Source organism: Streptococcus suis (genome assembly GCF_016775005.1).
Lineage (GTDB): Bacteria > Bacillota > Bacilli > Lactobacillales > Streptococcaceae > Streptococcus > Streptococcus suivaginalis.
Map to the genome: position 1 here is coordinate 39766 of NZ_JAEUXI010000005.1, position 25584 is coordinate 65349.

23 protein-coding genes are annotated in these 25584 nt (G+C 45.0%); 17 read left to right on the forward strand and 6 right to left on the reverse strand.

The annotated features are described in order from the left end of the window. Positions 1–85: 85 nt before the first annotated feature. Both metF and metE read right to left on the reverse strand, forming a co-directional pair. Positions 86–946 carry a methylenetetrahydrofolate reductase [NAD(P)H] gene (metF, locus tag JNG37_RS06570; protein ID WP_158456836.1) on the reverse strand — a complete coding sequence of 287 codons (861 nt, stop codon included), beginning with the start codon at positions 944–946 and terminating at the stop codon, positions 86–88. 3 nt (positions 947–949) lie between these two features. After that, the gene (gene metE, locus JNG37_RS06575; RefSeq protein WP_158456834.1) at positions 950–3199 is read right to left on the reverse strand and encodes a 5-methyltetrahydropteroyltriglutamate--homocysteine S-methyltransferase; all 2250 of its coding nucleotides are present in this window, start codon (positions 3197–3199) and stop codon (positions 950–952) included. A gap of 527 nt (positions 3200–3726) precedes the next feature. On the opposite strand from metE, the gene JNG37_RS06580 reads away from it, so the two are divergent. The 13 genes from JNG37_RS06580 (at position 3727) to JNG37_RS06640 (ending at position 16600) form a co-directional block, all read left to right on the forward strand. Next, a complete protein-coding gene (locus JNG37_RS06580; RefSeq protein ID WP_158456832.1) occupies positions 3727–4416 on the forward strand; it encodes a gamma-glutamyl-gamma-aminobutyrate hydrolase family protein in 690 nt (229 codons plus the stop codon). Between the two features lie 230 nt (positions 4417–4646). Next, positions 4647–5531 carry a MetQ/NlpA family ABC transporter substrate-binding protein gene (locus JNG37_RS06585; protein ID WP_158456830.1) on the forward strand — a complete coding sequence of 295 codons (885 nt, stop codon included), beginning with the start codon at positions 4647–4649 and terminating at the stop codon, positions 5529–5531. A 78-nt stretch (positions 5532–5609) separates the two neighbouring features. After that, a complete protein-coding gene (locus tag JNG37_RS06590; protein ID WP_158456829.1) occupies positions 5610–6986 on the forward strand; it encodes a M20/M25/M40 family metallo-hydrolase in 1377 nt (458 codons plus the stop codon). Then, a complete protein-coding gene (locus JNG37_RS06595; protein WP_158456828.1) occupies positions 6979–8049 on the forward strand; it encodes a methionine ABC transporter ATP-binding protein in 1071 nt (356 codons plus the stop codon). The genes JNG37_RS06590 and JNG37_RS06595 overlap by 8 nt, the downstream gene beginning before the upstream one ends. Continuing rightward, on the forward strand, positions 8043–8735 hold the full coding sequence (locus JNG37_RS06600; RefSeq protein ID WP_158456826.1) for a methionine ABC transporter permease: 693 nt from the start codon (positions 8043–8045) through the stop codon (positions 8733–8735). Before JNG37_RS06595 ends, JNG37_RS06600 begins: the two co-directional genes overlap by 7 nt. Before the next feature lie 85 nt (positions 8736–8820). Continuing rightward, positions 8821–9906, forward strand: a complete 1086-nt coding sequence (locus JNG37_RS06605) for an iron-containing alcohol dehydrogenase family protein (protein ID WP_158456824.1) — start codon at positions 8821–8823, stop codon at positions 9904–9906. Next, entirely contained in the window at positions 9899–10840 is a 942-nt protein-coding gene (locus JNG37_RS06610) for an L-lactate dehydrogenase (RefSeq protein WP_158456822.1), read from the forward strand. Before JNG37_RS06605 ends, JNG37_RS06610 begins: the two co-directional genes overlap by 8 nt. Before the next feature lie 316 nt (positions 10841–11156). Beyond that, a complete protein-coding gene (locus JNG37_RS06615) occupies positions 11157–11552 on the forward strand; it encodes a DUF1398 domain-containing protein (RefSeq protein ID WP_158456820.1) in 396 nt (131 codons plus the stop codon). Between the two features lie 205 nt (positions 11553–11757). Further along, positions 11758–12675 carry a glycine--tRNA ligase subunit alpha gene (gene glyQ / locus JNG37_RS06620; protein WP_002939388.1) on the forward strand — a complete coding sequence of 306 codons (918 nt, stop codon included), beginning with the start codon at positions 11758–11760 and terminating at the stop codon, positions 12673–12675. Beyond that, a complete protein-coding gene (gene glyS / locus JNG37_RS06625) occupies positions 12675–14711 on the forward strand; it encodes a glycine--tRNA ligase subunit beta (RefSeq protein ID WP_158456818.1) in 2037 nt (678 codons plus the stop codon). Before glyQ ends, glyS begins: the two co-directional genes overlap by 1 nt. Positions 14712–14720: 9 nt before the next feature. Continuing rightward, on the forward strand, positions 14721–14978 hold the full coding sequence (locus JNG37_RS06630) for a DUF896 family protein (RefSeq protein ID WP_002942632.1): 258 nt from the start codon (positions 14721–14723) through the stop codon (positions 14976–14978). Between the two features lie 80 nt (positions 14979–15058). Beyond that, the gene (locus tag JNG37_RS06635; protein ID WP_158456816.1) at positions 15059–16135 is read left to right on the forward strand and encodes a site-2 protease family protein; all 1077 of its coding nucleotides are present in this window, start codon (positions 15059–15061) and stop codon (positions 16133–16135) included. A gap of 81 nt (positions 16136–16216) precedes the next feature. Next, positions 16217–16600 carry a hypothetical protein gene (locus JNG37_RS06640; RefSeq protein WP_158456814.1) on the forward strand — a complete coding sequence of 128 codons (384 nt, stop codon included), beginning with the start codon at positions 16217–16219 and terminating at the stop codon, positions 16598–16600. Positions 16601–16861: 261 nt separating this feature from the next. Here the strand turns inward: JNG37_RS06640 and JNG37_RS06645 are convergent, their stop codons facing one another. The 3 genes from JNG37_RS06645 to JNG37_RS06655 all read right to left on the reverse strand — a co-directional run bounded on the left by JNG37_RS06645 (position 16862) and on the right by JNG37_RS06655 (position 20296). Further along, on the reverse strand, positions 16862–18199 hold the full coding sequence (locus JNG37_RS06645; RefSeq protein ID WP_158456810.1) for an MATE family efflux transporter: 1338 nt from the start codon (positions 18197–18199) through the stop codon (positions 16862–16864). Positions 18200–18264: 65 nt separating this feature from the next. After that, complete coding sequence (locus JNG37_RS06650) at positions 18265–18936, reverse strand: potassium channel family protein (protein WP_158456808.1); 672 nt, start codon at positions 18934–18936, stop codon at positions 18265–18267. Between the two features lie 10 nt (positions 18937–18946). Then, the gene (locus tag JNG37_RS06655) at positions 18947–20296 is read right to left on the reverse strand and encodes a TrkH family potassium uptake protein (protein WP_158456806.1); all 1350 of its coding nucleotides are present in this window, start codon (positions 20294–20296) and stop codon (positions 18947–18949) included. Between the two features lie 165 nt (positions 20297–20461). Between JNG37_RS06655 and JNG37_RS06660 the strand changes: the two genes are divergently transcribed. After that, positions 20462–21328, forward strand: a complete 867-nt coding sequence (locus JNG37_RS06660; RefSeq protein ID WP_158456804.1) for a DUF4300 family protein — start codon at positions 20462–20464, stop codon at positions 21326–21328. Positions 21329–21356: 28 nt separating this feature from the next. Here JNG37_RS06660 and JNG37_RS06665 read toward each other — a convergent pair whose 3' ends face one another. After that, positions 21357–21860, reverse strand: a complete 504-nt coding sequence (locus JNG37_RS06665; RefSeq protein WP_187321631.1) for a Gx transporter family protein — start codon at positions 21858–21860, stop codon at positions 21357–21359. A gap of 201 nt (positions 21861–22061) precedes the next feature. On the opposite strand from JNG37_RS06665, the gene JNG37_RS06670 reads away from it, so the two are divergent. The 3 genes from JNG37_RS06670 (at position 22062) to JNG37_RS06680 (ending at position 25576) form a co-directional block, all read left to right on the forward strand. Next, positions 22062–23945, forward strand: coding sequence for an NAD(P)/FAD-dependent oxidoreductase (locus JNG37_RS06670; RefSeq protein ID WP_158456800.1), 1884 nt, complete (start codon positions 22062–22064; stop codon positions 23943–23945). A 20-nt stretch (positions 23946–23965) separates the two neighbouring features. Beyond that, positions 23966–24955, forward strand: a complete 990-nt coding sequence (locus JNG37_RS06675) for a polyprenyl synthetase family protein (RefSeq protein WP_158456798.1) — start codon at positions 23966–23968, stop codon at positions 24953–24955. 117 nt (positions 24956–25072) lie between these two features. Continuing rightward, positions 25073–25576 (forward strand): FMN-binding protein, encoded by a 504-nt coding sequence (locus JNG37_RS06680; protein WP_158456796.1) that lies wholly within the window; start codon positions 25073–25075, stop codon positions 25574–25576. Positions 25577–25584 lie beyond the last annotated feature (8 nt).

The following is a 25584-nucleotide window of genomic DNA, read 5'->3' on the forward strand; positions in this document are numbered from 1 at the left end:
GGGTTGGGAACCGATTCTTTTTCCTCAAAGCGTAGGAATTCAAACTTAAGCAGGCAAAAAAATCACCGCAATTAGCGGTGATGGTTTAACTAAAGTGTCTAAAGAGTGAGTGGGTTGCTTGATGGATATGTCTAGCGGTCTCTGCCTTGTTCATGGTATAGAGGTGGACACCAGCGACATCATTGGTGACCAAATCGACAATTTGGTCAATGGCATAGGCAAGTCCTGCTGCCCGCAAGGATTCGGGTTGGTGTTCGTATTTTTCCAAAATGGCTTTGAACTTGCGTGGGAGACGGATATTCTCACAGGTTTTCAAGAGTCGAAGTGCCTGATTCCTGTTGATGATAGGCATGATGCCTGCGATAATCGGCACTTCGATATCAGCTAGATAGCATTTCTCTTGAAAATCATAGAAAACATCGTTGTCGAAAAAGAGTTGGGTTACAAGACTGGAACAGCCAGCATCCACCTTCTTTTTCAAATTTTTAATATCCGCAACGGCACTTCCTGACTCTGGATGGCCTTCAGGGTAGCAGGCTCCGATAATGTCAAAATGCGGAGCTTCTTCCTTAATGAAGGAAATCAAATCAGTCGCATACCGAAAATCTTTCTTAGGAGGGAGACCTTGGATAATGTCACCACGCAGTGCCAAAATCCTTTGTACACCAATGCGGTCCAAGGACTGAAGAACAGAGCTAACTTTTTCTTTTGTCAGATAGGCTGCCGGTAGATGGGCAATGGTCGGTACTTGTAAGTCATTACGAACATAGTCCGATAGGCGAACGGTTGTTTCTTCGACGTTTAAGTTATTATTGCTACAAGTGACGCTGATAAAATGAGGGGCCAAGCCTTGCATTTCTCTAAGTGCTTGGAGAATCTTTTCATTGCCTACTTCTGGTTTTGGAGGAAAAATTTCAAAAGAGAGACTTGGGGCTTGACCTGTCATAGATTAGAGTTCCTTTCTGGCTGCCTTGGCCGCTTGGGTCAAGTGGATAAGGCTAGCTTTGGTTTCTGATTCACCACGAGTTTTTAGACCGCAGTCTGGGTTGATCCAGACTTTTTCTTTTGGTACTTTTGAAAGAATGGCCTGAATAGTTTGTGAAATCTCCTCAACTGCAGGTACTCGTGGAGAGTGGATGTCATAGACACCAGGGCCTACCTGAGTTTGGAAGTTCTTAGCTTTGAGTTCATCTAGAATCACGAGATTAGAACGGCTAGCTTCAAAGGAAATCACATCCGCATCCATGTTGTCGATGGCAGGAATGATGTCTGTAAATTCGCTATAGCACATGTGAGTGTGGATTTGTGTATCTGGCGCAACAGTTGAGTGTACCAAACGGAAGGCAGGAATTGCCCAGTCAAGATACTCGCTGTACCAGTCGCTACGGCGGAGTGGTAATTTTTCACGAAGGGCTGCTTCGTCAATTTGGATAATCTTGATACCCGCTGCTTCAAGGTCAAGAACTTCTTCCTTGATAGCAAGGGCAATTTGAAGGGTTGATTCCTTGATAGAGATGTCTTCACGTGGGAAGGACCAGTTGAGGATGGTTACAGGTCCTGTCAACATCCCTTTAACTGGTTTATTTGTACGGCTTTGAGCATAGCTAGACCATTTAACAGTAATTGGGTTCAAGCGAGTAACATCACCCCAGATGATTGGTGGTTTTACGCCACGAAGTCCATAAGATTGAACCCAACCGTTTTTGCTGAAGAGGTAGCCAGATAGGTTTTCGCCGAAGTATTCTACCATGTCGTTGCGTTCAAATTCACCGTGAACCAGTACATCGAAGTCAACTTCTTCCTGCCACTTAATCCACTCATCCGTACGAGTTTCAACAAAGGAATCGTACTCTGCTTCGGTAATTTCGCCACGGCGGAAGGCTAAGCGAGTGCTGCGGACGTCCTTGGTTTGAGGGAAAGAACCGATAGTAGTGGTTGGAAGTAGTGGCAAGTTCAATTTTTCGCGCTGGATAGCTTCACGTTCCGAAAAGGCTGGAAGACGAGTGTAGTCTGCATCTGTCAAACCTGCCAAGCGGTCTGCAAGGGTTGCATCACGACCAACACGCTCAAGGGCAAAGAGTTCCTTGTTGGCTGTGAGAGCAGATTCTCCTTGACCATTACGAATAGCATCCAAATCACGCAATTCGCTCAATTTTTCAACAGCAAAGGCAAAGTGATTGAGGATAGCAGGTTCAAATTCTTCATTAGCTGTAGTAAATGGTACATGAAGAAGGGAGCAAGAAGTTGTTAGAACGACATTTTCAGCTGGGATAGCCTCCAAAACTGCCAAGCTCTTTTCATAGTTGTTGCGCCAGATATTTTTACCGTTGACGATACCAGCGTAGAGGGTCTTGTCAGCCGGGAAGCCCGTTGCTACAAGTGCAGCCGTTTCCTTACCTTCTACAAAGTCAAGACCGATGGCATCGACTGGTAGGTTTGTTAATTCTGTGTAAATATCACGCACATCTCCGAAGTAGGTTTGGATAAGGACTTGTAAGCCTTTCTTGTCTGCCAAGAGTGTTTGGTAGATGTTTAGGAAAAGGGCTCTTTCTTCAGCAGTCAAATCCTTGACCAAGCTAGGTTCGTCTAACTGGATTTTTTCAGCGCCAAGTTCTGCCAATTTTGCAAATACTTGTCCGTAGGCAGCAACCAAGCTATCTGCTACATCTTCAGCTTTCACCCCTTCTTCAAAATCAGTTAATTGTAAGAGAGTGAATGGACCAATAAGGACTGGACGAGTGGTAATTCCCAGATCCTTTGCTTCTTGGAATTCGTCGAAAATCTTGTGACCAGCTAGTTTGATTTCTGTGTCTTTTTCAATAGTTGGAACGATATAGTGGTAGTTGGTGTTGAACCATTTTTTCATTGGTCTGGCACGAATGTCACCCTTGTCTCCTTGATAGCCACGCGCCAAAGCGAAGTATTTTTCAAGGTCTGTCAAGTCAAGCTCCTGAACAGCTTTTGGCACGATATTGAAGAGAACAGCTGCATCCAAAACATTGTCGTAGTGTGAGAAGTCATTGCTTGGGATTTCAGTAATGCCAGCTTCGTTAACAATATTCCAGTGCTTGGCACGCAGGTCCTTTGCTGCCGCTAAAAGCTCTTCTTGCGGAATTTCGTTTCTAAAGTATTTTTCAGTGATAAATTTTAATTGGCGGTGTTCGCCGATACGTGGAAATCCGATAATAGTTGTTGTCATGTTCGATCCTCCAAAATATTCTACCCCTTTATCCTAACAAAAACATTCAGGTCTGTATAATTGAAAATAAATAAGGAAGTATATAACCAAAAACTATATCAAACATTCTTATCTAGTGATTCAATGCGGTTTTAGTTATAGTTTTACTAAAAGAACAATTGGATATCTGAGTTTTTCTACTATTTTATTGTCGGTTTTTTGAGTCATATTATTGACGTTGAAAGGTTGGAATCGAGTCAGGTTCTTATAAAAAATTTTTTAAGAGGTCATAAACTTTATAGATTGGTTCCATGAAAAAAATGCAGCAAGAACTCAACTGTTTAACAAGAAGAACCAAATGAAAATGCTAAAAATCATTCTTTCTTTGGATTTGTTGTATCCAGTCGATTTCATCAGCTTGCAGTGCATGTTCAATCTAGGTATGTGTCTGATAAAAATTCTTAAAGTCCTGATAAAAGATCTCTATTTTACAAGAATAGAGGGACATGGTAGAATGTTGTTCAAGTAGGTCGAAAGGTGGTGCCTGTATGGCAAAAGTTCTTGTAGGAATTACTGGAAATGAAAAGCATATTCCTGGTCAGACAGGCATGACTTATGTTACCGTCGCAAGCGAATTGGCTCAAGGAGTTAGCGACGCGGGTGGCCTGCCAATTGTCATCCCCATGGGAGAGGTTTCCCAGGCCATAGACTACGTGACTATGATTGATAAATTAATTCTGTCGGGTGGTCAGCATGTGGATCCTCGTTTCTATGGAGAAGAAAAGTCGATTGAAAGTGATGACTATTTATTGGCGCGTGATGAGTTTGAATTGGCTCTGATTCGAGAGGCTTTGAAGCAAAACAAACCGATTTTTGCAGTGTGCCGAGGCATGCAACTTTTAAATGTCGCCCTTGGTGGTAGTCTCCATCAGGCTATTGAGGACCACTGGCAAGATGGGTATGCAGGAACTTCGCATAGTCTTCGTATCAAACCTCACAGTCGTGTTAGTCAGCTATTTGACCAAGGCAGTCAGATTAACTCTTTCCATCGCCAGAGCATCAAGGATTTGGCACCAGGCTTGGTAGCTACTGCCCATGATCCAAGAGATGGAACGATTGAAGCCTTTGAAAGTCGAAAAGGTGCTTCATTGCTGGGGATTCAATGGCACCCAGAATTTCTGTGGCAAGAATGTGAAGGCTCACGCCAACTCTTTCGTTATTTAGTTGAACAATTATAAAAGCACCAGTTCGGTGCTTTTTTTGTTCATTTTTCACTTGGGACTATATGGTAGAATGTTTGGGAGCTTGGGCTATTCTGTCCTTATCTATATAAAAATGTTTCAAAACTAATAACCAATAATATGTTTGTTATAGTTTTTTCTTATATCTGAACATAAAAAAAGTCTAATAGCCAGATTGCTTTCCCTGTGGTAAGATAGGGATAGTTCAAATTAAGGAGATATACAACATGAAATTAAAGAAAATTTTTGGTCTTGCAGCAACAGCTGCTCTCTCACTAGGTCTTTTGGCGGCTTGCAGTTCAAGTTCTTCAACAACGACGGAGTCTTCTGCAGACACAACAACTGTAAAAGTGGGGATTATGACACGTAATGCCTATACAACAGAAGTTTGGGACAAGGTAACGGAGTTGGCAGCAGCTGAGGGTGTAACAGTTGAGTTGACAGAGTTCACAGATTACTCACAACCAAACAAGGCTTTGGCTGAAGGAGATGTGGATGTCAACGCCTTCCAACATATTTATTTCTTGAACAACTGGAACACTGAAAACGGTGGTGACTTGCAAGTGGCTGGTTATACATTGTACAGCCCAATTCGCTTCTACTCTGGTGTTGAAGGTAGCACAGACAAGTACACTTCTATTGAAGATATTCCAGAAGGTGCAGAAATTGCCGTTCCAAACGATGCAACAAACGAAAGCCGTGCCCTCTTCTTGCTTGAGTCAGCAGGTTTGATCGAGTTGGATGTTGAAGATGGCGAATTGGCAACACTTTCACACATCACTTCAAATCCAAAGAACATCACTATTACAGAATTGGATGCAAGCCAAACAGTTCGCTCACTTGAGTCAGTTGACGGTGCAGTTATCAACAACAACTATGCACAAGAAGCAGGTCTTGATACTTCTAAAGCCCTCTACATCGAGCAAAAAGGTGCAGACACTGAAGTTTGGTACAACGTTATTGCAGCGCAAAATGGATGGGAATCATCAGATAAGGCAGACGCTATCAAAGTGTTGATCGCATCTTACAATACTGATGAAGTGAAAGAAATCATCGAACGTGCTTCAAACCAAACAGATTTCGCTATCTGGGATGAAGTTTCAGCAGAATAATAGTTTATAGATAGGGAGTAGAGGAAGCTGATACATGTGTTTCAGCTTCTATTCCTGTTTTTAGAGAGGGAAGTCAACATGGCATTTTTGTCAGAAAAAGAACAGATTGAAAAATTTTGGCAGGATGCCATTGTCCAGCAGGATTTGGAGCATCTGAAGGCCTTGATTGGTAAAAAATCTATTTTTGCCCAACAAATTGGTCTGGAAGAGGTGGCTGATTATCTTCAAGAGGTATTTGAAGAAGCAGGAGCCAATGTCTTAGTTGATAAGTCATTCGCAGCACCCTTTGTCTTGGCGAGATTTGAAGCAGATAATCCTGAAGCCAAAACCATTATTTTCTACAACCACTACGATACGGTTCCAGCCGACAGCGACCAAATCTGGCTCAAAGGCCAGCCTTTTGAATTAACCTTGACTGAAGACAGTATGTACGGTCGCGGGGTGGATGATGATAAGGGACACATTGTAGCTCGCCTATCTGCTGTCAAAAAATACTTGGCCCAGCATGGCAGCCTTCCAGTCCATATTATCTTTATCATGGAAGGAGCTGAGGAGTCTGCTTCGGTGGATTTGGATAAGTATCTGGTTAAATACAAGGACCAGCTTAGTCAGGCAGAACTCTTGGTCTGGGAACAAGGTATCCGTAATAAGAAGGACCAATTGGAAATCGCTGGTGGGAACAAGGGAATCGTGACCTTTGATGTCTCTGTCAAGAGTGCTGATTTGGATATTCATTCCTCCTTTGGTGGGGTAATTGACTCGGCAGCCTGGTACTTGTTGCAAGCTATTTCTAGTCTACGTGAATCAGACGGTCGTATCAAGGTTCCAGGGATTTATGATAAGGTCCAAGAACCTAACGAGCGTGAAATGGCCTTGGTAGAGGAATATGCCTTAGTCAATGCAGATAGTTTGAAAGAAATTTATGGTTTAAGTTTACCGCTCTTGCGTCAGGAACGCAGAGAACTTTTGAAACGATTGTATTTTGAACCATCTATTACCATTGAAGGTTTGTCCACAGGCTATCAGGGGCAGGGAGTCAAGACCATCATTCCTGCCAATGCTAGTGCCAAGATGGAGGTTCGTCTGGTTCCAGGTTTGACGCCTGATGGCGTTTTAAGTGCTATTCGTACCTATCTGGCAGATCAAGGATTTGACCAAGTTGAGGTAGCATTTACCCTAGGGGAAGAATCCTACCGTTCGGATATGTCTGCACCTGCCATTGTAAAGGTCATCGATTTGGCTAAATCATTTTATCCACAAGGGGTGTCGGTACTGCCAACCTCACCTGGTACAGGTCCCATGCATACAGTCTTTCGTGCTTTAGGTGTTCCCATTGCTGGATTTGGTTTGGGACATGAGGGTAGTCGAGACCATGCAGGTGATGAAAATGTGAAGATTGCAGACTACATTGCACATGTTGAATTAATTGAGGAGTTGATTAAAGCGTATGAGTAAGGAAATCATTAAATTAGACAATATTGATGTGACCTTCCGTCAGAAAAAACGGGAGATTACAGCGGTCAAGGATGTCAGTATCCATATTAATCAGGGAGATATTTATGGCATCGTGGGCTATTCGGGGGCTGGTAAGTCAACCCTGGTTCGTGTCATCAATCTCTTGCAAGTGCCAACGGCTGGAACGATTACCATCGATGATGATGTGATTTTTGACCAAGGAAAAGTAACCTTGAGCCCTGCTCAATTACGGGAAAAACGCCGTGATATCGGTATGATTTTCCAGCATTTTAATCTGATGGCACAAATGACGGCAGCAGAAAACGTTGCCTTTGCCCTGAAACATTCTGGATTGAGCAAAGAAGAGAAGGCAGAAAAAGTCAACCGTCTCTTGGAATTGGTGGGACTGGCAGATAGAGCTGAAAACTACCCTGCCCAATTGTCAGGTGGTCAGAAACAACGGGTAGCCATTGCGCGTGCCTTGGCAAATGATCCGAAAATCTTGATTTCAGATGAATCAACCTCTGCCTTGGATCCTCGTACAACCAAGCAAATTCTGGCTTTATTACAGGAGTTGAATGAAAAACTTGACTTGACCATTGTTTTGATTACCCATGAAATGCAGATTGTCAAGGATATTGCCAATCGTGTGGCTGTTATGCAGGATGGTCGCTTGATTGAAGAAGGCTCTGTACTTGAAATCTTCTCGCATCCAAAAGAAGAATTGACCCAAGATTTTATCAAAACAGCAACAGGAATTGATGAGGCCTTGGTGAAGATTTACCAACAGGGAATTGTGCAAAACTTGCCAGAGAACAGCCTATTGGTACAACTCAAGTATTCAGGTGCTAGCACAGATACGGCTATTGTCAATGATCTCTATAAGTTTTATCAGGTCTCTTCCAATATCCTTTATGGAAATATTGAAATCTTGGACCACACGCCAGTTGGTGAAATGGTCTTGATTTTGTCAGGAGAGCCTGGCAATATCCACCGAGCACTTGAAGCTGTAACGGAAGCCCATGTTGAAGTAACGATTTTGAAAGGAGAGCAGCCATGTTAGAATGGATTGAAACTTATATGCCCAATGTATACAGAATGGGATGGGATACGCAAACAGGTTGGTTGACAGCTATTAATGCGACCATCTACATGACGGGTTGGTCTTTCTTATTTGGTGGACTATTGGGCTTGATTACAGGACTTTTGTTGGTCCTCACAGCTCCAAGAGGTGTTTTGGAAAACAAGTATGTCTTTTGGATTTTAGATAAGGTTGCATCGCTCTTTCGTGCGATTCCATTTATCATCTTATTGGCTTTTTTGAACCCTGTAACACGTGCTATTGTGGGGACAGGTATTGGTGCCAAGGCAGCCTTGGTTCCTTTGGCCTTATCAGTTTTTCCGTTTTATGCTCGCCAAATCCAAGTTGTCTTATCAGAACTGGACCGTGGCGTGATTGAGGCGGCTCAGGCTTCTGGGGCAACCATTCCAGATATTATTGGGGTTTACTTGCGCGAAGGTCTTCCAGATATCATCCGTGTGACAACCTTGACCTTGATTTCTCTCGTTGGTTATACAGCCATGGCAGGAGCGATCGGTTCAGGTGGTTTAGGCAACGTAGCGATTTCCTATGGTTACAATCGCTTCGCAGATGACGTTACCTTGGTGGCGACTATTCTCATCTTGGTGATGATCTTCGCCATTCAGTTTGTTGGTGATTTCCTTACGAAAAAAATCAACCATCGCTAGAACATACTGTTAGAAACAAAGACAAGTGGATGTTTGACCGTGTCTTTGTTTTTTACTATACTAAACTAAAAAGGAGTGACCGCTTATGGAGTTTGAAAAATTAGTACGTGGTGAGCCTGGTCAATACGTAGCTTCCCAAGGTGCCTTGAAAGAATTGCCTGCTCGGCTTTCTCTCTTCCAGCGACCAGTGATTGTGACGGGCCAAGTAGCCTATGCCGCCTTTGTTAAGCATTACGGTAAGGAGGCAGACTGGCCGGTACTCTTCTATGACCGTACAGCCAGCCATGAGGACATGGACCGTTTGGCAGATCGAGCCCGTCAACTAGGGGCAGATGTCATTGTCGGTATCGGCGGTGGCAAGGTAATGGATACCAGTAAAGGTGTGGCCGATCGGCTCAATGTTGAGCTTGTTCTTGTGCCAACCTTGGTTGCGACCTGTGCTTGCTCTACTCCGCTCTTGGTGGCTTATCACCCGGACCACAGTTTCAAGTCCATTGATTATTGCCAGCGGTCTGGTTTTATGACGTTGGTGGACTATGATTTGTTGATTGATGCTCCGAAAGAATATTTGATCAGCGGTATTTCAGACACCTTGGCCAAATGGTATGAGTTGGAAGCCATTCATCGAGGTAAGAAGCGGCAAGAATTACCAGCCATGGTCCAGTTGGCCTTGGCGACGGCTCAGGTTAGTCAGGACATTCTCTTGCATGATACGGAGGCTGTTCTTGAAGCAGCAGATAGAAAGCAAGTCACGCCAGCCTTTGAGCGCATGGTGGACACGGTCTATGCGGTGGCTGCCAATGTCGGCTGTCAAACCAGTGACTATGTGTCAGGAGCCCATGCTCTCCATAATGGCTTAACAGTCTTGCATGAAACCCACGGGATTGCTCATGGCTTAAAGGTTGCCTACGGCATCTTGGTCCAGCTCTGTCTGACAGGTGATGAAGATGAGGTTCGTAAACTATTGCCTTTCTATCAAAAGAATGGTTACATTTACCGCTGGGACCAGTTGGGAGTGACAGAAGACCGCCTGACTGCCATGCAAAAAGTGGCAGAAAAGGCCACCGTTCCAACAGAGAGCTATGTCAATATCCGAGCGGATATCACTGCAAATGAGGTGGTTGCAGCTATGCTACGTCTAGAAGAAGTTGTGGAGGCAGCCCATGGCTAGAAAAATTGGAATCATCGGACTGGGTCACGTTGGAGCAACCCTTTTGCATGACCTAATTGCTGGACAGGTCTTTGATGACTATGTGGTGATTGACAAGGACGAGAAGAAGTTGGCAGCAGATGTGTTGGATATGCAGGACCGCGTTGCCAATACAGGTCAGTTTGCCAACTTTATTCTCAACGACTATGCGGCTTTGGCGGATGCGGACATTGTGGTATCCAGTCTTGGTAAGATCAGCCTACAGGGCAATGCAGCCAAGAGCCGTTTTGCAGAGTTGCCCTTTACCAGTCAAGAGGTCAAGGAAGTGTCGGAGAAGCTGGTTGCGTCTGGCTTTTCAGGTATTCTCATCGTTATCACCAATCCTGTTGACGTCATCACCCAGCTCTATCAGACCTACACAGGTTTCCCAAAAGAGCGAGTGATTGGCACGGGGACCTTGCTGGATACGGCTCGGATGAAGCGTGCGGTGAGCCAGCGGTTTGGGCTTGCCCCGACCAGCATCTCAGGCTACAATCTGGGTGAGCATGGCAACTCCCAATTCACCGTTTGGAGCCAGGTGCGGATTGGTCAAACACCTATTCAGGCCTTGTTGACAAAAGAGGAACTGGACCAGCTAGCCGAGGAGGCACGCATGGGCGGCCACACGGTCTTCTTCGGCAAGGGCTACACCAACTTTGCTATTGCAGCGGCGGCCAAGACCTTGATCGAGGCGGTTTTGTCCAATAGCAGAGCAGTCTTGCCAGTTTCCCACTACCTTGCAGCCTACGGGACCTACCTAGGCTACCCAGCGACAGTCGGGCAGAGCGGGATTGAAGCCACGGTGGACCTAGACTTGAGCCAGGAAGAATCGGCCTTGCTAGACCAGTCAGCTGCCATTATCCGCGAGCGTGTTGAAATCGCGATGAGGGGGGACTGGGAGAGTTTGGTTTTGTAAGGCGATAGTAGACAAACCTTGATTTTTCTGCTACAATACTAAGCATGAAAGAAGGTTGTTTCAAAAGCCTGTCTAGCGAGCTTGGGAGAGTGAAAGCCAAGCCAGTCTTGAAATAATTGGCGCTTTCCCAGTCGTGACCACGTCCGACTCAATCAGAATCATACAAATGAAGTAATAAATTAGGGTGGAACCGCGTTCTCAACGCCCCTATGTCTGTTGACAGGGGAGGAGAATGTGGTTCTTTTTGTCTGCCGACCGAGTATTTCTTGCTTTGCATCAAAGGATGTGAGGCAATTACTACAAAGAAAGGAGACCAATGTTTACTTTAGAAAACATCAATCGTGGTCATGAACAGTTTACTGGGCCTGATTTTCCCAAACTGATTGCCTATTTTATGGACTTGGCTATGGTGGAAAATACGGTGGATATCCAGTCTGGCCAGGTTATCTATCGCTCACAGACAGGGCAGACTCTGGAAAAGCAGGGCTATCAAGTGACGATACCTGTTTCGAACCAAGCCAATCTGGACCAGTTTGTGACTATCTTACGCAATCATCAGGCTGGGCAAACAGATTTCCCTACCTTCTGCCAGGAAACAGCAGAAGCAGGTATTTACAAGTGGGTCATCGACCTAAAAGCCATGACTTGTTCCTACCTGGACAAGGCAGAGCAAACTGTTTTTGTGGAAACCATACCCAGTGTGGAGAACTAGCAATTTTGAAATATAATAGAAAGAAGGAAATATATGTCTAAAAAACTCACCTTTCACTTGGTCAAGGTTTCTAAAATCTGACGCTTTAAGAAACCAACGGCAATCGCTATAGCGACTTGCCTAGACCAAGTACTAGTTTCACTCCTTAAAAAATATCGTTTTAAGGAGTGAAACGTCGCACAGCTATTCATAGAAAGAGGATGTTATGTCAAAGAAACTTACATTTCAAGAGATTATCTTAACCTTACAACAATTTTGGAATGAGCAGGGGTGCTTGCTCATGCAGGCTTATGATACGGAAAAGGGTGCGGGTACTATGAGTCCCTACACTTTCTTGCGTGCGATCGGTCCTGAGCCTTGGAATGCGGCTTATGTGGAGCCTTCTCGTCGTCCTGCGGACGGTCGTTACGGGGAAAATCCCAACCGTCTCTATCAGCACCACCAATTCCAAGTGGTTATGAAGCCGTCGCCTTCTAATATCCAAGAACTCTACTTGGAATCTTTGGAGCGTTTGGGTATCAATCCTTTGGAGCACGATATTCGTTTCGTTGAGGACAACTGGGAAAACCCGTCAACAGGATCAGCTGGTCTGGGCTGGGAAGTTTGGTTGGACGGTATGGAAATCACGCAGTTTACCTATTTCCAACAGGTCGGTGGCTTGGCAACAGGTCCTGTCACAGCCGAAGTAACTTATGGTTTGGAGCGTTTGGCTTCTTACATTCAAGAAGTTGACTCCGTTTATGACATCGAGTGGGCAGACGGCGTTAAATACGGTGAAATCTTTATCCAGCCAGAGTATGAGCATTCAAAATACTCCTTTGAAGTATCAGACCAGGATATGCTCCTTGAAAACTTCACTAAGTTTGAAAAAGAAGCAGAGCGGGCTTTGGAAGAGGGCTTGGTTCACCCAGCCTTTGACTATGTGCTCAAGTGTTCTCATACCTTTAACCTGCTCGACGCCCGTGGAGCTGTGTCTGTAACCGAGCGTGCAGGCTACATTGCCCGTATCCGTAACCTTGCCCGTGTCGTTGCCAAAACCTTTGTGGCGGAGCGTAAAAAATTAGGCTTCCCACTTTTAGACGAAGCAACACGAGCAGAATTGTTGAAGGAGGACGCAGAATAATGACAAAGAATTTACTTGTTGAACTTGGCTTGGAAGAAATTCCTGCCTATATCGTAACCCCAGCCATGCACCAGTTGCGTGACCGCATGGCAACCTTTTTGACAGACAACCGTTTGGCTTTTGACAGCATCGATGTCTTTTCAACGCCACGCCGTTTGGCTGTTCGTGTCCGTGGTTTGGCGGACCAGCAGACAGACCTGACCGAAGATTTCAAGGGTCCTGCTAAGAAGATTGCCTTGGATTCCGACGGAAACTTCACCAAGGCTGCAGAAGGATTTGTCCGTGGCAAAGGCTTGACGACAGCCGACATCGAATTCCGCGAGATCAAGGGTGAAGAGTATGTCTATGTGACCAAGCACGAAGCTGGTCAGCCAGCTAAGGCAGTTTTGGCAGGCATTCCAGAGGTCTTGAAGGCGATGACCTTCCCTGTCAGCATGAACTGGGCATCCAACAAATTCGCCTATATCCGCCCTGTCCACACCCTGACCGTTCTCTTGGACGATGAGGCATTGGATATGGATTTCTTGGACATTTCGTCAGCTCGCATCAGCCGTGGTCATCGTTTCCTTGGAAATGAAACTGAGATTGCAAGTGCAGATTCTTACGAGGCGGACTTGCGTGCACAGTTTGTCATTACAGACCCTGCAGAGCGTCAAAATATGATCGTCGAGCAAATCAAGGCTATCGAGGACAAACACAATGTGACAGTCGAGATTGACCAAGACCTGCTCAATGAAGTTCTCAACCTGGTCGAGTATCCAACTGCCTTTATGGGCTCCTTTGATACCAAGTATTTGGAAGTGCCAGAAGAAGTCTTGGTGACTTCCATGAAAAACCACCAACGTTACTTCGTAGTGCGTGATAAATCTGGCAAGCTCTTGCCAAACTTCATCTCAGTCCGAAACGGTAACGACCAGCATATTGATAATGTCATCAAAGGAAATGAAAAAGTGTTGGTGGCACGTTTGGAAGACGGTGAGTTCTTCTGGCGTGAAGACCAAAAACTCAAGATTGCTGATTTGGTGGAACGCCTTAAAGTCGTAACCTTCCATGAGAAAATCGGCTCCCTTTACGAGCACATGGAACGCACTAAAGTCATCGCAGAAAAACTGGCTGACTTGGCTGGCTTGTCTGCGGATGAAAAAGCGGATGTGGCACGTGCAGCGGACATCTACAAGTTTGACCTCTTGACAGGTATGGTTGGGGAGTTTGACGAATTGCAAGGGATTATGGGTGAGAAGTATGCCCTTCTTGCAGGGGAAAAACCTGCGGTGGCAGCGGCAATCCGTGAACATTACTTGCCAAACTCAGCAGAAGGCGAATTACCTGAGAGCAAGGTCGGTGCGGTCTTGGCACTGGCTGACAAGTTTGATACCCTTCTCTCCTTCTTCTCAGTTGGCTTGATTCCGTCTGGCTCAAACGACCCTTACGCTCTTCGTCGTGCGACACAGGGTATCGTGCGGATCTTGGAAGCCTTTGGTTGGGAAATTCCATTGGATCAGTTGATTGAGGAGCTCTACAGCTTGAACTTTGCCAGCTTGACCTATGACAACCAGCCAGCTGTGATGGACTTTATCCGTGCCCGTGTGGAGAAGATGATGGATAAGGCGATTCCGAAAGACATCCGTGAGGCTGTGCTGGCTAGCTCAACCTTCGTGGTCAGACTGCAACTGGCAGCTAGCTCTGCTATTTTCCAAAAATCAAAAGAGGCTGACTACAAGGAAGCCGTGGAAAACTTGTCACGTGTCTTCAACTTGGCTGAAAAGGCGGAGGCGACTGCGATTGACGAGGCCCTCTTTGAAAACGACCAGGAAAAAGCCCTTGCTGACGCAGTGGCAGGCTTGGAGTTGACAGAAGACATGGCAGGCAACTTGGACAAGCTCTTTGCTCTTAGCCCAGTCATCGCGGCCTTTTTCGACAATACCATGGTTATGGCAGACGACGCAGCAATCAAAGCCAACCGCTTGGCCCTCTTGAAAGCCTTGGCGGATAAGGCTTCCGCAGTGGCCGTCTTCAATCTCTTGAATAGTAAGTAGGAGGCAGACATGGAACAAGCAAAAATCGATCGTATCAATGAATTGGCTAAAAAGAAAAAAGCTGGTACCTTGACACCAGAGGAAAAAGTTGAACAGGCTCAGCTAAGGGAAGAATATATTGAGGGGTATCGTCGAGCAATCCGTCATCATATTGAGGGGATTAAACTGGTTGATGAAGACGGTAACGATGTGACGCCAGAGAAACTCCGTCAAGTCCAACGTGAAAAAGGCTTGCATGGCCGTAGTTTGGATGATCCCAATTCCTAAATCTACGTTGCTAAAAAAAACAAGTAAAAGACTAGGTTTTCTAGTCTTTTTTTGATATACTATTAAAAAGGAGGTTTGCTATGAAGAAAGTATGGAATTGGTTGGTTATAGGTGTTTCTGTTCTGTGTGGTTTTGCGAGTTCCATGTATTCGACTTATGGGATGGCTCAGCTTTTACCAGAAAATGATTCCTTCTATGGACTGTGGGTGTTTGGTCTAGGTTATGTCTGGTTTCTAGGTACTTTTTACCTAACCCTCATTCTCCACGAATTAGGTCATGCCTTCTTTGGTTGGCTGACGGGTTTTGACTTGGTGGCGCTTGGCTTGGGCAATCGTTTGTTGGTCAAGACTGACCAAGGCTGGAAATGGAAGAAAACCGTGATTGTGCAAGGGGCAGCTGCTCAGTATATCGGAGTCAAAAGAGATGAGGATGATCCTCGGTCGATTCTGATGTCTGCAGGTGGCTTGATTGTCCATCTCAGTCTCATCCTTGTTTCTGTTTTGATTGGGTTCTTAACAGGGCATTGGAGTCTGCCTCTATCGCAAATTCTCCTCAATCTAGCCTTGTTTATCCTCAACGCCAATCCTTCTGGAATGGTGGATGGTGCCAAAATAAAAGAGTTGTATACTCATCCAGACTATAGCCGCTTGGCCTATCAAGCACTTAGACATACCTCTCAAGTCATGGTGGACCCAACTGCAGCGAATTTAAGTGATTTTGTCTTGGATCTGCCAATCTTGCCAGGGCATTTACCACAAACCCACTATCTAAACTGGACGGAGTTGCTGATTTTCAAAGGGGAGTATCAAGAAGCACGAGAGCGATTGGAGAAGTTGATAGCAAAATCGGACAATGATTATATGGTTAAGCTGGCAAAACTTGTACTATTGGAAGTCTATCTCTTGCAAGGTTTAGACGAAGAGGCTAGAACATTAGGCCAGGACAAGCAGGTCAAGGCTCTGCTCAAGTACCCTATGGGGAATTACCAGGTCATCGCGGCTCTCTACCACCAGCGAATTACGGAAGATAGCAAGGCTTTGAAAAAATCTCTGGTTCAGGCTAAAAAAATGCTGCCTAACAGCCCGCTCTTGGCTGATGAGCAGGATTATTATGGAAAACTCTTAGCAGAGATTGAGTTGGAAAGTCAACTATTATAGTAAAATGTTTGCGACTGATAACAATGATATGCTAAAATATATTATAAATAAATGTATATATAAAGCTTTAGGAGGTTGGTCATGAAAAAACTGATGTACACCTTGTTGGTACTTGCCTATGTTACAGTTGCTTATTTGTCGGTCTACGTCCTTCCTCACTATTATTCTGGTGCAATTATGGGGGCGGCAGGAGCCGGTCTTGGAGCTAGTTTCAAACAGTTCAAGGAAGTGCGAGCTTGTCCTGACCAACCCTTGTTAGCCTATTTTAAGTGGGATAAGAAAAAGACAAGTAGTTTGTTATTGGTCCTTCTTGGAATCATCCTTTTTGTCAGCCTTGTGCTGGAATTTAATTGGCAATATGGCATAGCTTTTGTAGTGGCGATCAGCTATGCTATGCTTTGGAATCTCCTTCATATCCAATTTTTACGGAAATATTATTTTGGGAGTGGGAAAGAACTCGACTAGTCTAAAAAAGAGTTCCCCTCACTTCCAAACAGTAGGTTCGGGCTAAAATAGTCTACTGGACTATTTTACTCCCACCTCCGCACAGCTCCAACAGTCAGAGTAGTGACTGTTGGAGGTTGGAAATGAAGCGAACTCTGTTCGCAACAGTCGTAAAGGTCAGATTTGGAGTGTGAAACACGAACAAATCTGCCAATCAACCACTGCGCTGAGATGTTGACACGAACTCTGAGAAGTGTGCTGGGCTTGAGCCCAGCGTTTTCTTTATATACTTTGTCCAGTTTTTAATTTTTTCATAAAGATGATGGAACTTGGAATCAGAACAATGATGCTTCCGATCCAGGCGGCGGGGTTAGCGGCGGCGGTTCCATAGAAGCCGAAATACTGCATACCCAGAACGGCTACGATAGCACGGAAAATCAATTCCCCAAAACCTGCCAGCGTTGGAATCAAACCTTTACCCAGGCCTTGGATAAAACTCCGAAGGATAAAGAGACTAGCCACAATCCAGTAGCAAGATCCGTTAATGATGTAGTAAACCAGGGCCAAGTCCAGTACAGTTTGACTGGCATTTGGTAGAAAGAGGCCTGAGAAGAAGCGGTTGCCTAGGATCAGTAAGAGGGCAAAGAGGATGGACCAGGCGATGTTGAGGACTAGCGTTTTTCGGACGCCTTCTCGAATCCTGTCATAGAGTTTGGCGCCATAGTTCTGGGCTGTAAAGGTGGAAATGGCAAGGCCAAGATTGACCATTGGTAACATGGCTAATTGGTCGGTGCGCAGGGCAATGGCCTGAGCAGCAATGGCATCTGTTCCTAATTGGTTGACCATAATTTGCAGGGTGATTGCTCCAATAGCAATGATGCTAGCTTGAAAGCCCATGGGAAAACCAAGCTGGGCATGGTGTACCAAGTTCTCCCTATCTAAGGTCCAGTCGCTTTTGCTTAGATGAAAGTGTGGTACCTTGCGATAAATATAAGCCAGGAGGTAGAAAACAGAAAATGCCTGAGCAGTTATGGTCGCAAAGCCAGCTCCGAAGACGCCCCATTTCATGATAAGAATAAAGAAGAAATCCAGTCCAATGTTGATGAAAGAAGCAATGATCAAGGCCACCAAAGGAGTCCTGGAATTTCCAAGACTGCGAATGGCACTAGAGAGATAGTTATAGAAAACGGTGAAGGTTAAACCACCAAACATAGCCATTAAAAAGGCCTTGGAATGTGGGAAAATAGAAACTGGAACCTGCATCAGGTGCAAGATTGGATCCAAGAAAGTTAACGAGAGGCTGGTCAATAAGATGCTGACACAAGCGGCAAAGAAGAGACCGTGCAGGAAGGATTTTTTAACTCCTTTCCAGTCGCCAGCTCCATATCGTTGGGCTGTTACAATTGTTAAGCCGTTGGTCACCCCTTGGGCAAAACCGATAATTAAAAAAATCAAGCTAGCTGTGGATCCGACACTGGCAAAAGCATCCTTACCCAAGGTGTGGCCGACAATCATGGAATCAGCAAAGTTATAGGCTAGCTGAAAAAAACTTCCGATTAAGAGGGGAATGGCAAACTGGAGTATGACTCGTATGGGGTTGCCCTTGGATAAATCGTTCATGTTATGGTTTCCTTTTCATCATCTCACAAAGACAGCCCATCTACTCAGAGCAGATAGGCCAAATCTTACATTTTATTAGTGTATTCTTCAAAATGATCAACGGTATTATTATCCGTTACAGCCATGATCAATTCGTCCTCGTTAAAGGTATAATCTGGTGTCAACTGGATATTCAATTCTTTTGTAAATCTACTGCGGTAGCCGATGATGTTCATCTTGTAGTTTTGACGGAGCTTCAACTGGGCCAAGGTTTTTCCAATCCATTTGGCAGGAGGTGGAAATTCGACGATTGTCACTTTGTCATCCAGTTCAATCAAATCAGTTGTGCCCTGATGGAGCAAATGTTTGGCAAGGGAGATCCCTGTTTCACGCTCAGGTGAAATCACCTTGTCGGCCCCGATTTTTAAAAGTACTTCTTTGGTTGTTTTGCTCTTCACCTTGGCAATGACCTTTGGCACGCCAAGTGATTTGCAGTGCAAAACAGCTAGGACACTCGATTCCAAATTGTTTCCCGTTGCAACGACAACCGTATCACAGTTGTCAATGCCTGCAGCCCGCAAGAGTGTGCGGTCTGTGATGTCGCCGACGATGCCGCGGGTTAGGATGGACTCCAGCTGGTTGATGCGTTGCTCATGGTTGTCCACGGCGATGATATTACAGTCATAATGGTGAAGGGTTTTAGCGATTGTAGTTCCAAAAACACCTAGACCAAGAATTCCAATCGTTTGTGTTGGCATGATTTCTCCTTTAGACAATCATAGATGATTTAGCGTAGTGTAGGCTCTCCTTCTTAGAAGGTTTGCGGGTGGATAGGCTGATTAGGATGGACATTGGACCGATACGGCCGAAGAACATAAGAGCCATAAGAATCAACTGACTAGCCTGGGTCAGATAGGGGGTCAAGTTGGCAGTGACCCCAACAGTTGCAAGAGCTGACATGACTTCAAACATGAGAAAGAGCAAAGGCTGGCGTGGGTCAGTGATCGTGGTGGCCACCAGTCCAGCTAGAAAGACCATAATAAAGACACTAAAAGTAGCAAAAGCCTTGCGGATAGTCAGGGCATCGATAGTATGATCTTTGAAGTTGGTGTGTGGCAAGCCCATAATTTCGCTCCGTGCATAGAGAACTAGGGTCAAAAAGGCAGTAATCTTAATCCCGCCAGCTGTACCACCAGGGGCACCACCCAGCATCATTTGAAAGATGTAGAGCAAGAGAGTGACAGGCTCTGCCTTGGTATAGTCGATGCTGGCAAAACCTGCGGTTCTCATGGTAACCGTCTGGAAAAAGCTAGCCAAGACCTTGCTACCAAGAGGGAGGTGGCCGATTGTACTAGGATTGTTCCACTCTGTCAACAGAGTCAAGAGAGTACCACTTGCTAAAATGATAGCTGTCAAACTCAGTACAACCTTTGTATGAAAACGCAGTTTCCGAAGGCTCCGACGCTGGCCAATCTGCGTCTGAAAATCAAACCAGACAGAAAAACCAAGACCGCCCATAATAATCAGGGCAGCGATGGTCAAATTGACCAAGGGATTTTCAACATAATTGACAAGACTGGTCGCACCGAAGTTGTCAAAACCAGCATTACAAAAGGCAGATACCGCCACAAAGGCTGCCGAGAAGAGTCCCTTTTCCCAGCCGAATTCGGGTACGAATTGGAAAGACAAGAGCAGGGCTCCCAAGGCTTCCACCGCTAGGGTAAAGCCAAAGGCGGACTTGATGAAACTCCTGAAATGCTTGGTATCCGACCGAGTGAGAGCCTCCTGCAAGGTTGCCATATTGATGAAGCTGAGTTTGCGACCGCCCCTCAAAGCAAAGAGTCCGATAAAACCAATCAAACTCAGTCCACCGATTTGAATCAGCAACATGCAGATAATCTGACCAAAGGTCGAATAGGTTTCAGAGACAGGGACGGTGAAGAGTCCTGTCACACAGACCATGGACACAGCAGTAAAGAGATTGTCCCAGTATGTGGCTGATGAAGTTGGCAGCTGCGAGAACGGCAAGTGCAATAAAAGAGAGCCTGTCAAGATGACCATGAAAAAGCTCGTGACGATCCGTTGACCAGACGAAAGTTTTATCCTAAAAAAAGACATAAGTCCCCTTCTTTTTCATCAAAAATAAAAATATGACAACATTGTAGCACAAAATTGAAAAAAAGAAAGGAATAAGGAGGTTTTTAATGAAAAAAACGTATTCAGGGGCACTTGCATTCTGAGTTGTTTTGGGATAAGCTAGAATGAGAAAGAGAGCGTGATCCTATGAAACCAGTTTTTAGTGTCTTACTTAGTATGTTGATTTTGCTAACAGGCTGTCAGAACCTTCCAGATAACACCAGTCAGGATGGTGCGACGACTCAAGCCTCCTCAACAGTCCTGTCTGATAATTACTATCTATCCAACCTAGTCGGGCAGACAGATCAACAAACCGTCAAAACAGATTTGGAATCAGCTCTGTCTCACAGCAATGTTAACCAATTCTTTCAGGCTGTTAATGACTACAACCAGACTATCCAACAAACTAGCCTATTGGCGGAGTTTTCACAGACAAGCCTACCTCAATATGACCTCGTAAAGATTGATGAGCTGTGGCAAGCTGCCAAGGGAGATTTTATTGGGACAAACTGCCGTATCAATACTTTTACCTTGCTAAAAGATCAATTACAAATCCCAGATTCTGAAGGCGATGAGTCGCTCCTGTTTTTAGATTTAGAAGCTATCGAAACAGGGCAATTGATGACGGAGGAGGAGCGGAAACGATTTGTCTATCTATTTGGACGAATTGAAACAGAGGCGACCAAAGATGTGGCTGTACATGCTGCAAAAATGAAAGAACATCTTTCAACAATCACCTTCTCGAGCGCTGCAAAGATGCTTTCAGTTGTTTATCATGATGACTTAGATGGTCATGGCCTTTTTATTGGACATGTTGGGGTTATGCTGGAAAGCTCAAGTGGAGTACTATTTGTAGAAAAACTATCCTTTCAAGAACCCTATCAAGCTATTTATTTTTCAACGAAAGACCAAGTGTACGACTACTTGTTGAAAAAGTATGCACTTGACTATGGTCAGGAAACAGCACCTGCTTTTATTATGGAAAATGATCAGTTTGTTCAGTCAGCACAATAAAAATAAGCACCTCTTGCGTTAGGGGTGCTTATTTCCATGTTTTTAGAATTTGTTGATGGTAATGGCGGAGCGGAGGCACTTTTTCCAAAAGATAGGTCGCAGCCAGCCCAACTAAAAAACCAGATAAGATTCCTGTCACAGCCAGGAGAGGGAGATAGTTTAGGACCAGCAAAGAACGGGCAAAAAATGCAAAGACCAAGAGCTGGCCAAAGTTGTGCAACATACCACCTAGAATAGAAATACCAATCGGACTGACACGCTTAGGTCCCAGCTGTTTAGCGGACAACATAGCAAGGTAACTCAAGCAAGTCCCAGACAAACCGTAGAGAAAGGTTGAAAAAGTCCCGCCTAAAAAGGTCGAAATGAGGAGCCGAAGAAAGACCACTTTGATACTATCCTTGGCTGGTAATGTAAAAATTGCAATCAAACTAATGAGGTTTCCTAGACCGAGCTTGGCACCAGGTGCAAAAGAAAAAGGTGTTGGGATAAACCGCTCTATAAATGATATGACCACAGCTTGGGCAGCCAGCATGGTGATAAAAATTAAACGTTGTTGCTTATTGTCCAAGTGTAGCCTCCTTTTGCAAATCTTAGTTCTATTTTACTGATTTTAGAATTGGTTTTCAAGAGGGAACTATTACTAGTTATTGAAAAAAAGACTTGTTAAACAAGAACTAAAAGAGTATAATAACATCATGGAATACGTTGAAAGATTCACAAGGAGGAAAGGATCGTGACAAAAAACATTGTAATTGTTGGGGCTGGATATGCCGGAATCGCTGCCGCCCGATTGCTAGGGAAGACCTTCAAGAAGAACTCGGATATTCGAGTTATCTTGATTGACAAAAATTCCTTCCATACCTACATGACGGAGCTGCATGAGGTGGCAGCAGGGCGTGTGGAGGCCAATGCTATCAAGTATGATTTGCAGCGGATTTTCAAGAAATATCCAAAGGTAGAGTTGGTTACTGACAAGGTTGTAGAGATTGACTACGACAAGAAAGAAGTTGTCGCGGAGCACCAAACCATCTCATTTGATTACCTCCTGCTTGCCATGGGAGGCGAGGCCAATGACTTTGGTGTTAAGGGTGTCAAAGAAAATGGTTTTACCCTTTGGTCCATCGAGGCGGCAGAACGCCTACACGACCACATCATCGATGCCTGTTATCAGGCTATGCGGGAGCACGATGAGGCAAGACGCCGGGCTCTTTTAACCTTTACCGTCATCGGTGCTGGCTTTACAGGGATTGAGATGATTGGAGAACTGATTGACTGGGTGCCTGTCTTGGCGCGCGAGTTTAAACTGGATCCAAAAGAATTCTCCCTCAAGGTCGTGGAAGCCACGCCAAAGATCTTGGCTATGGTGACAGAAAAAGAGCAGGTCAAGGCCAAGAAATACTTGGAGAAAAAAGGCGTTGAACTGGTGCTGGGTGACGGAGTTGCAAGTGTGGAGAAGGATAGCCTGACCCTAGCCTCAGGTCGCCAGATTCCAACCCATACATCCATTTGGACAGCAGGTGTTCAGGCCAATACAGATGCCAGTGATTTCGGTATTGAAAAAGGCAGAGCAGGCCGCTTGATTGCCAATCAGTACATGGAAGCCAAGGGTAAGGAACATGTCTATGTAGCTGGGGATTTGGTTTACTATGAGGATCCTAACCAAGAAGGTAAACCAACACCGCAGATTGTCCAAGCTGCAGAGCAAACAGGTCATACAGCAGCCAGCAATATCATCGCAGCCATTCAAGGCGGAAAAAAACACAGCTACAAAGGGAAATACGACGGTTTCATGGTTTCCATCGGTGCTCGCTATGGCGTTGCCTTCCTCATGGACAAATACCATATGTCAGGCTTCTTTGCCATGGCTATGAAGCATATGGTCAACCTCTTGTACTTCTTTACCATCCGAAGTTTCTTCTACATGGGAGCCTATATTCGCCATGAATTCTTCGAAATTAAAAATAAACGCAATATCTTTGGAGGGCATACTTCAAGCAAGGGGAACCTGCTCTGGTCTGTTCCGCTCCGAGTTTTTTACGGCTCGGTCTGGCTCTATGAAGGGGTGAAAAAAGCCTTTGGTCTATTTGGGACAACCTCCTGGATGGGAGACCAGGTTGTCTTCCCATTTCCGTGGTTGGCTGATCCTGTGTCAGGTGCATCAGCGGCCGAAGCGACATCGGGAGCTTCTCAGGCGGTGGCCGAAGTGGCAGAGCCAATCTTTGGATTGAGCTATGCTTACGGAGAGACCCCAATGACCGTCCTTGACTCCATGCCAGACTGGTTTGCTTCCATTATGGAATTTATGATGCCCAATCAAGAAGTTGCCCTCTTTATGCAGAAATTCATGACCCTAGCAGAGATTGCCATTGGCTTGGCCTTGATTGCGGGAGCTTTTGTTTGGATTGTATCGGCAGCAACAGCAGCCTTGGTGGTAATGTTCAGTTTGTCCGGCATGTTTTACTGGGTCAACATTTGGTTCATTCCAGTAGCCGTGGCGCTGATGAATGGAGCAGGACGTTCCTTCGGTTTGGATTATTGGATTATGCCGTGGTTGGGTCGCTTTATTGACAAACGAATATACGGTAGGCCAAAGCATCTCTACCGACTAAAACAATAAAAGAGTAAGTGAGGAAACGAGTGGTTCATCAGATTTGGGACGCAGATCTAGAAATGAAACTGGCACTAGAGAAGGTGAAAGCTATCATCTTGACAGAACAGCTACACCTTCACCCAGCCATTGACAAAAAGATTCACGAATACGTTCAAGCACCTGGGAAATACTTGAGGGCAGGCTTGTGTCTGCACTTTGCTCGACTAGTGGATGGTGCTATCAGCCCAGCAAAACTGTATTTTGCTGCCCATATAGAGACCTTGCATCTGGCAACCCTGATGCATGATGATGTCATTGATGGGGCAGAAAAACGCCGCGGTATTCTTACTGCCCACCAGACCTTTTCCAATCGGATTGCCATCTATACTGGAGATTACCTCTTGGCATTTTCAGGGCGGCTCTTGGTCAAGGGGCTAGAAGAGTTAGGTCTGCAGGAGAAAGACAAAGAAAAGGTAAACGATCGCCTTTTGGAATACCTCTTGCGGGGAGAATTGGCTCAGCTGATGAATCAATACAATACGCACATGACCCTCAAGGCCTATCTCAAACAAATCCAAGGGAAAACTGCCCTCTTGTTTGGGCTAGCTTGTCAACTGGGGGCCTATCAAAAGGACCAGCCAGCAGGCAAGTACCGAGCAGCCTTCCGATTTGGCAGATCCCTTGGGATGGGGTTTCAGATTCGTGATGACAGGATTGACTACCAGAAGGATGGTCGGAATTCAGGCAAGCCAGGGCTACAAGATATCGCAAATGGTATCTACACAGCTCCCTTGCTCTTTGCCTTGCAGGAAGATTCCAGTCTGCGTACGGACCTACTCTTACTTGCTCAAGAACCTGAAAATACTGACTTGATTCAGTTGATTTATCAAAAGGTCTTGGCAAGTTCGGGTTTGGAAAAAGCTGCGCAGTTAATGAAGGCATATGAAAAAAAAGCCAAAAAGGAGTTGGAACATTTTCCTCCCTCCACTAATCGAACCCATTTAGAAGGCATCCTTGAGACGATTTTCAAGGGGTAAAACCAAGTCAATCCATGTTTGAATAGTCAAAGATTTTATAAAAAAGATGGACAATTCATCTAAAAAAGTATATCATTATAACATAAATCAACAAAAAATAAAAAGGAGTCCTTTGTTATGAAAACAGGAAAAACAATCTTAAAAGGGTTGGCACTTTTCGCAGCAACCTTAGCTCTTGCCGCTTGCGGTTCAACAACTGAAGAAACAACTGCATCAAGCTCAGAAGCAGCGACAACTGCATCTTCTTCCACAACTGAGACAGCAGCATGGAAAGATGGTACCTATACAGCTGAATCTGCAGCAGATGACTATGGTTATAAAATCGTTCACACCATTACCATCAAAGATGGTAAAATTACAGAATCAAACTTTGACTACCAAGCAGAAGATGGTAGCTTGAAGTCTGAAAATGAAGAATATAATACAAAAATGAAAGAAAAATCAGGCGTTTCAGCTGCTGAAGCTCTTGAAAAATTGAACGCAGCCTTGGTTGAAACCCAGTCTGCTGACGTTGAAGTGGTTTCTGGTGCAACCCATACCTCTGAAGATTTTGTGAAGAGCACAACAGCTCTCCTCGCAGCAGCGGCAGAAGGAAAAACAGAAACGATTCAGTTAGACTAATCTGTTGA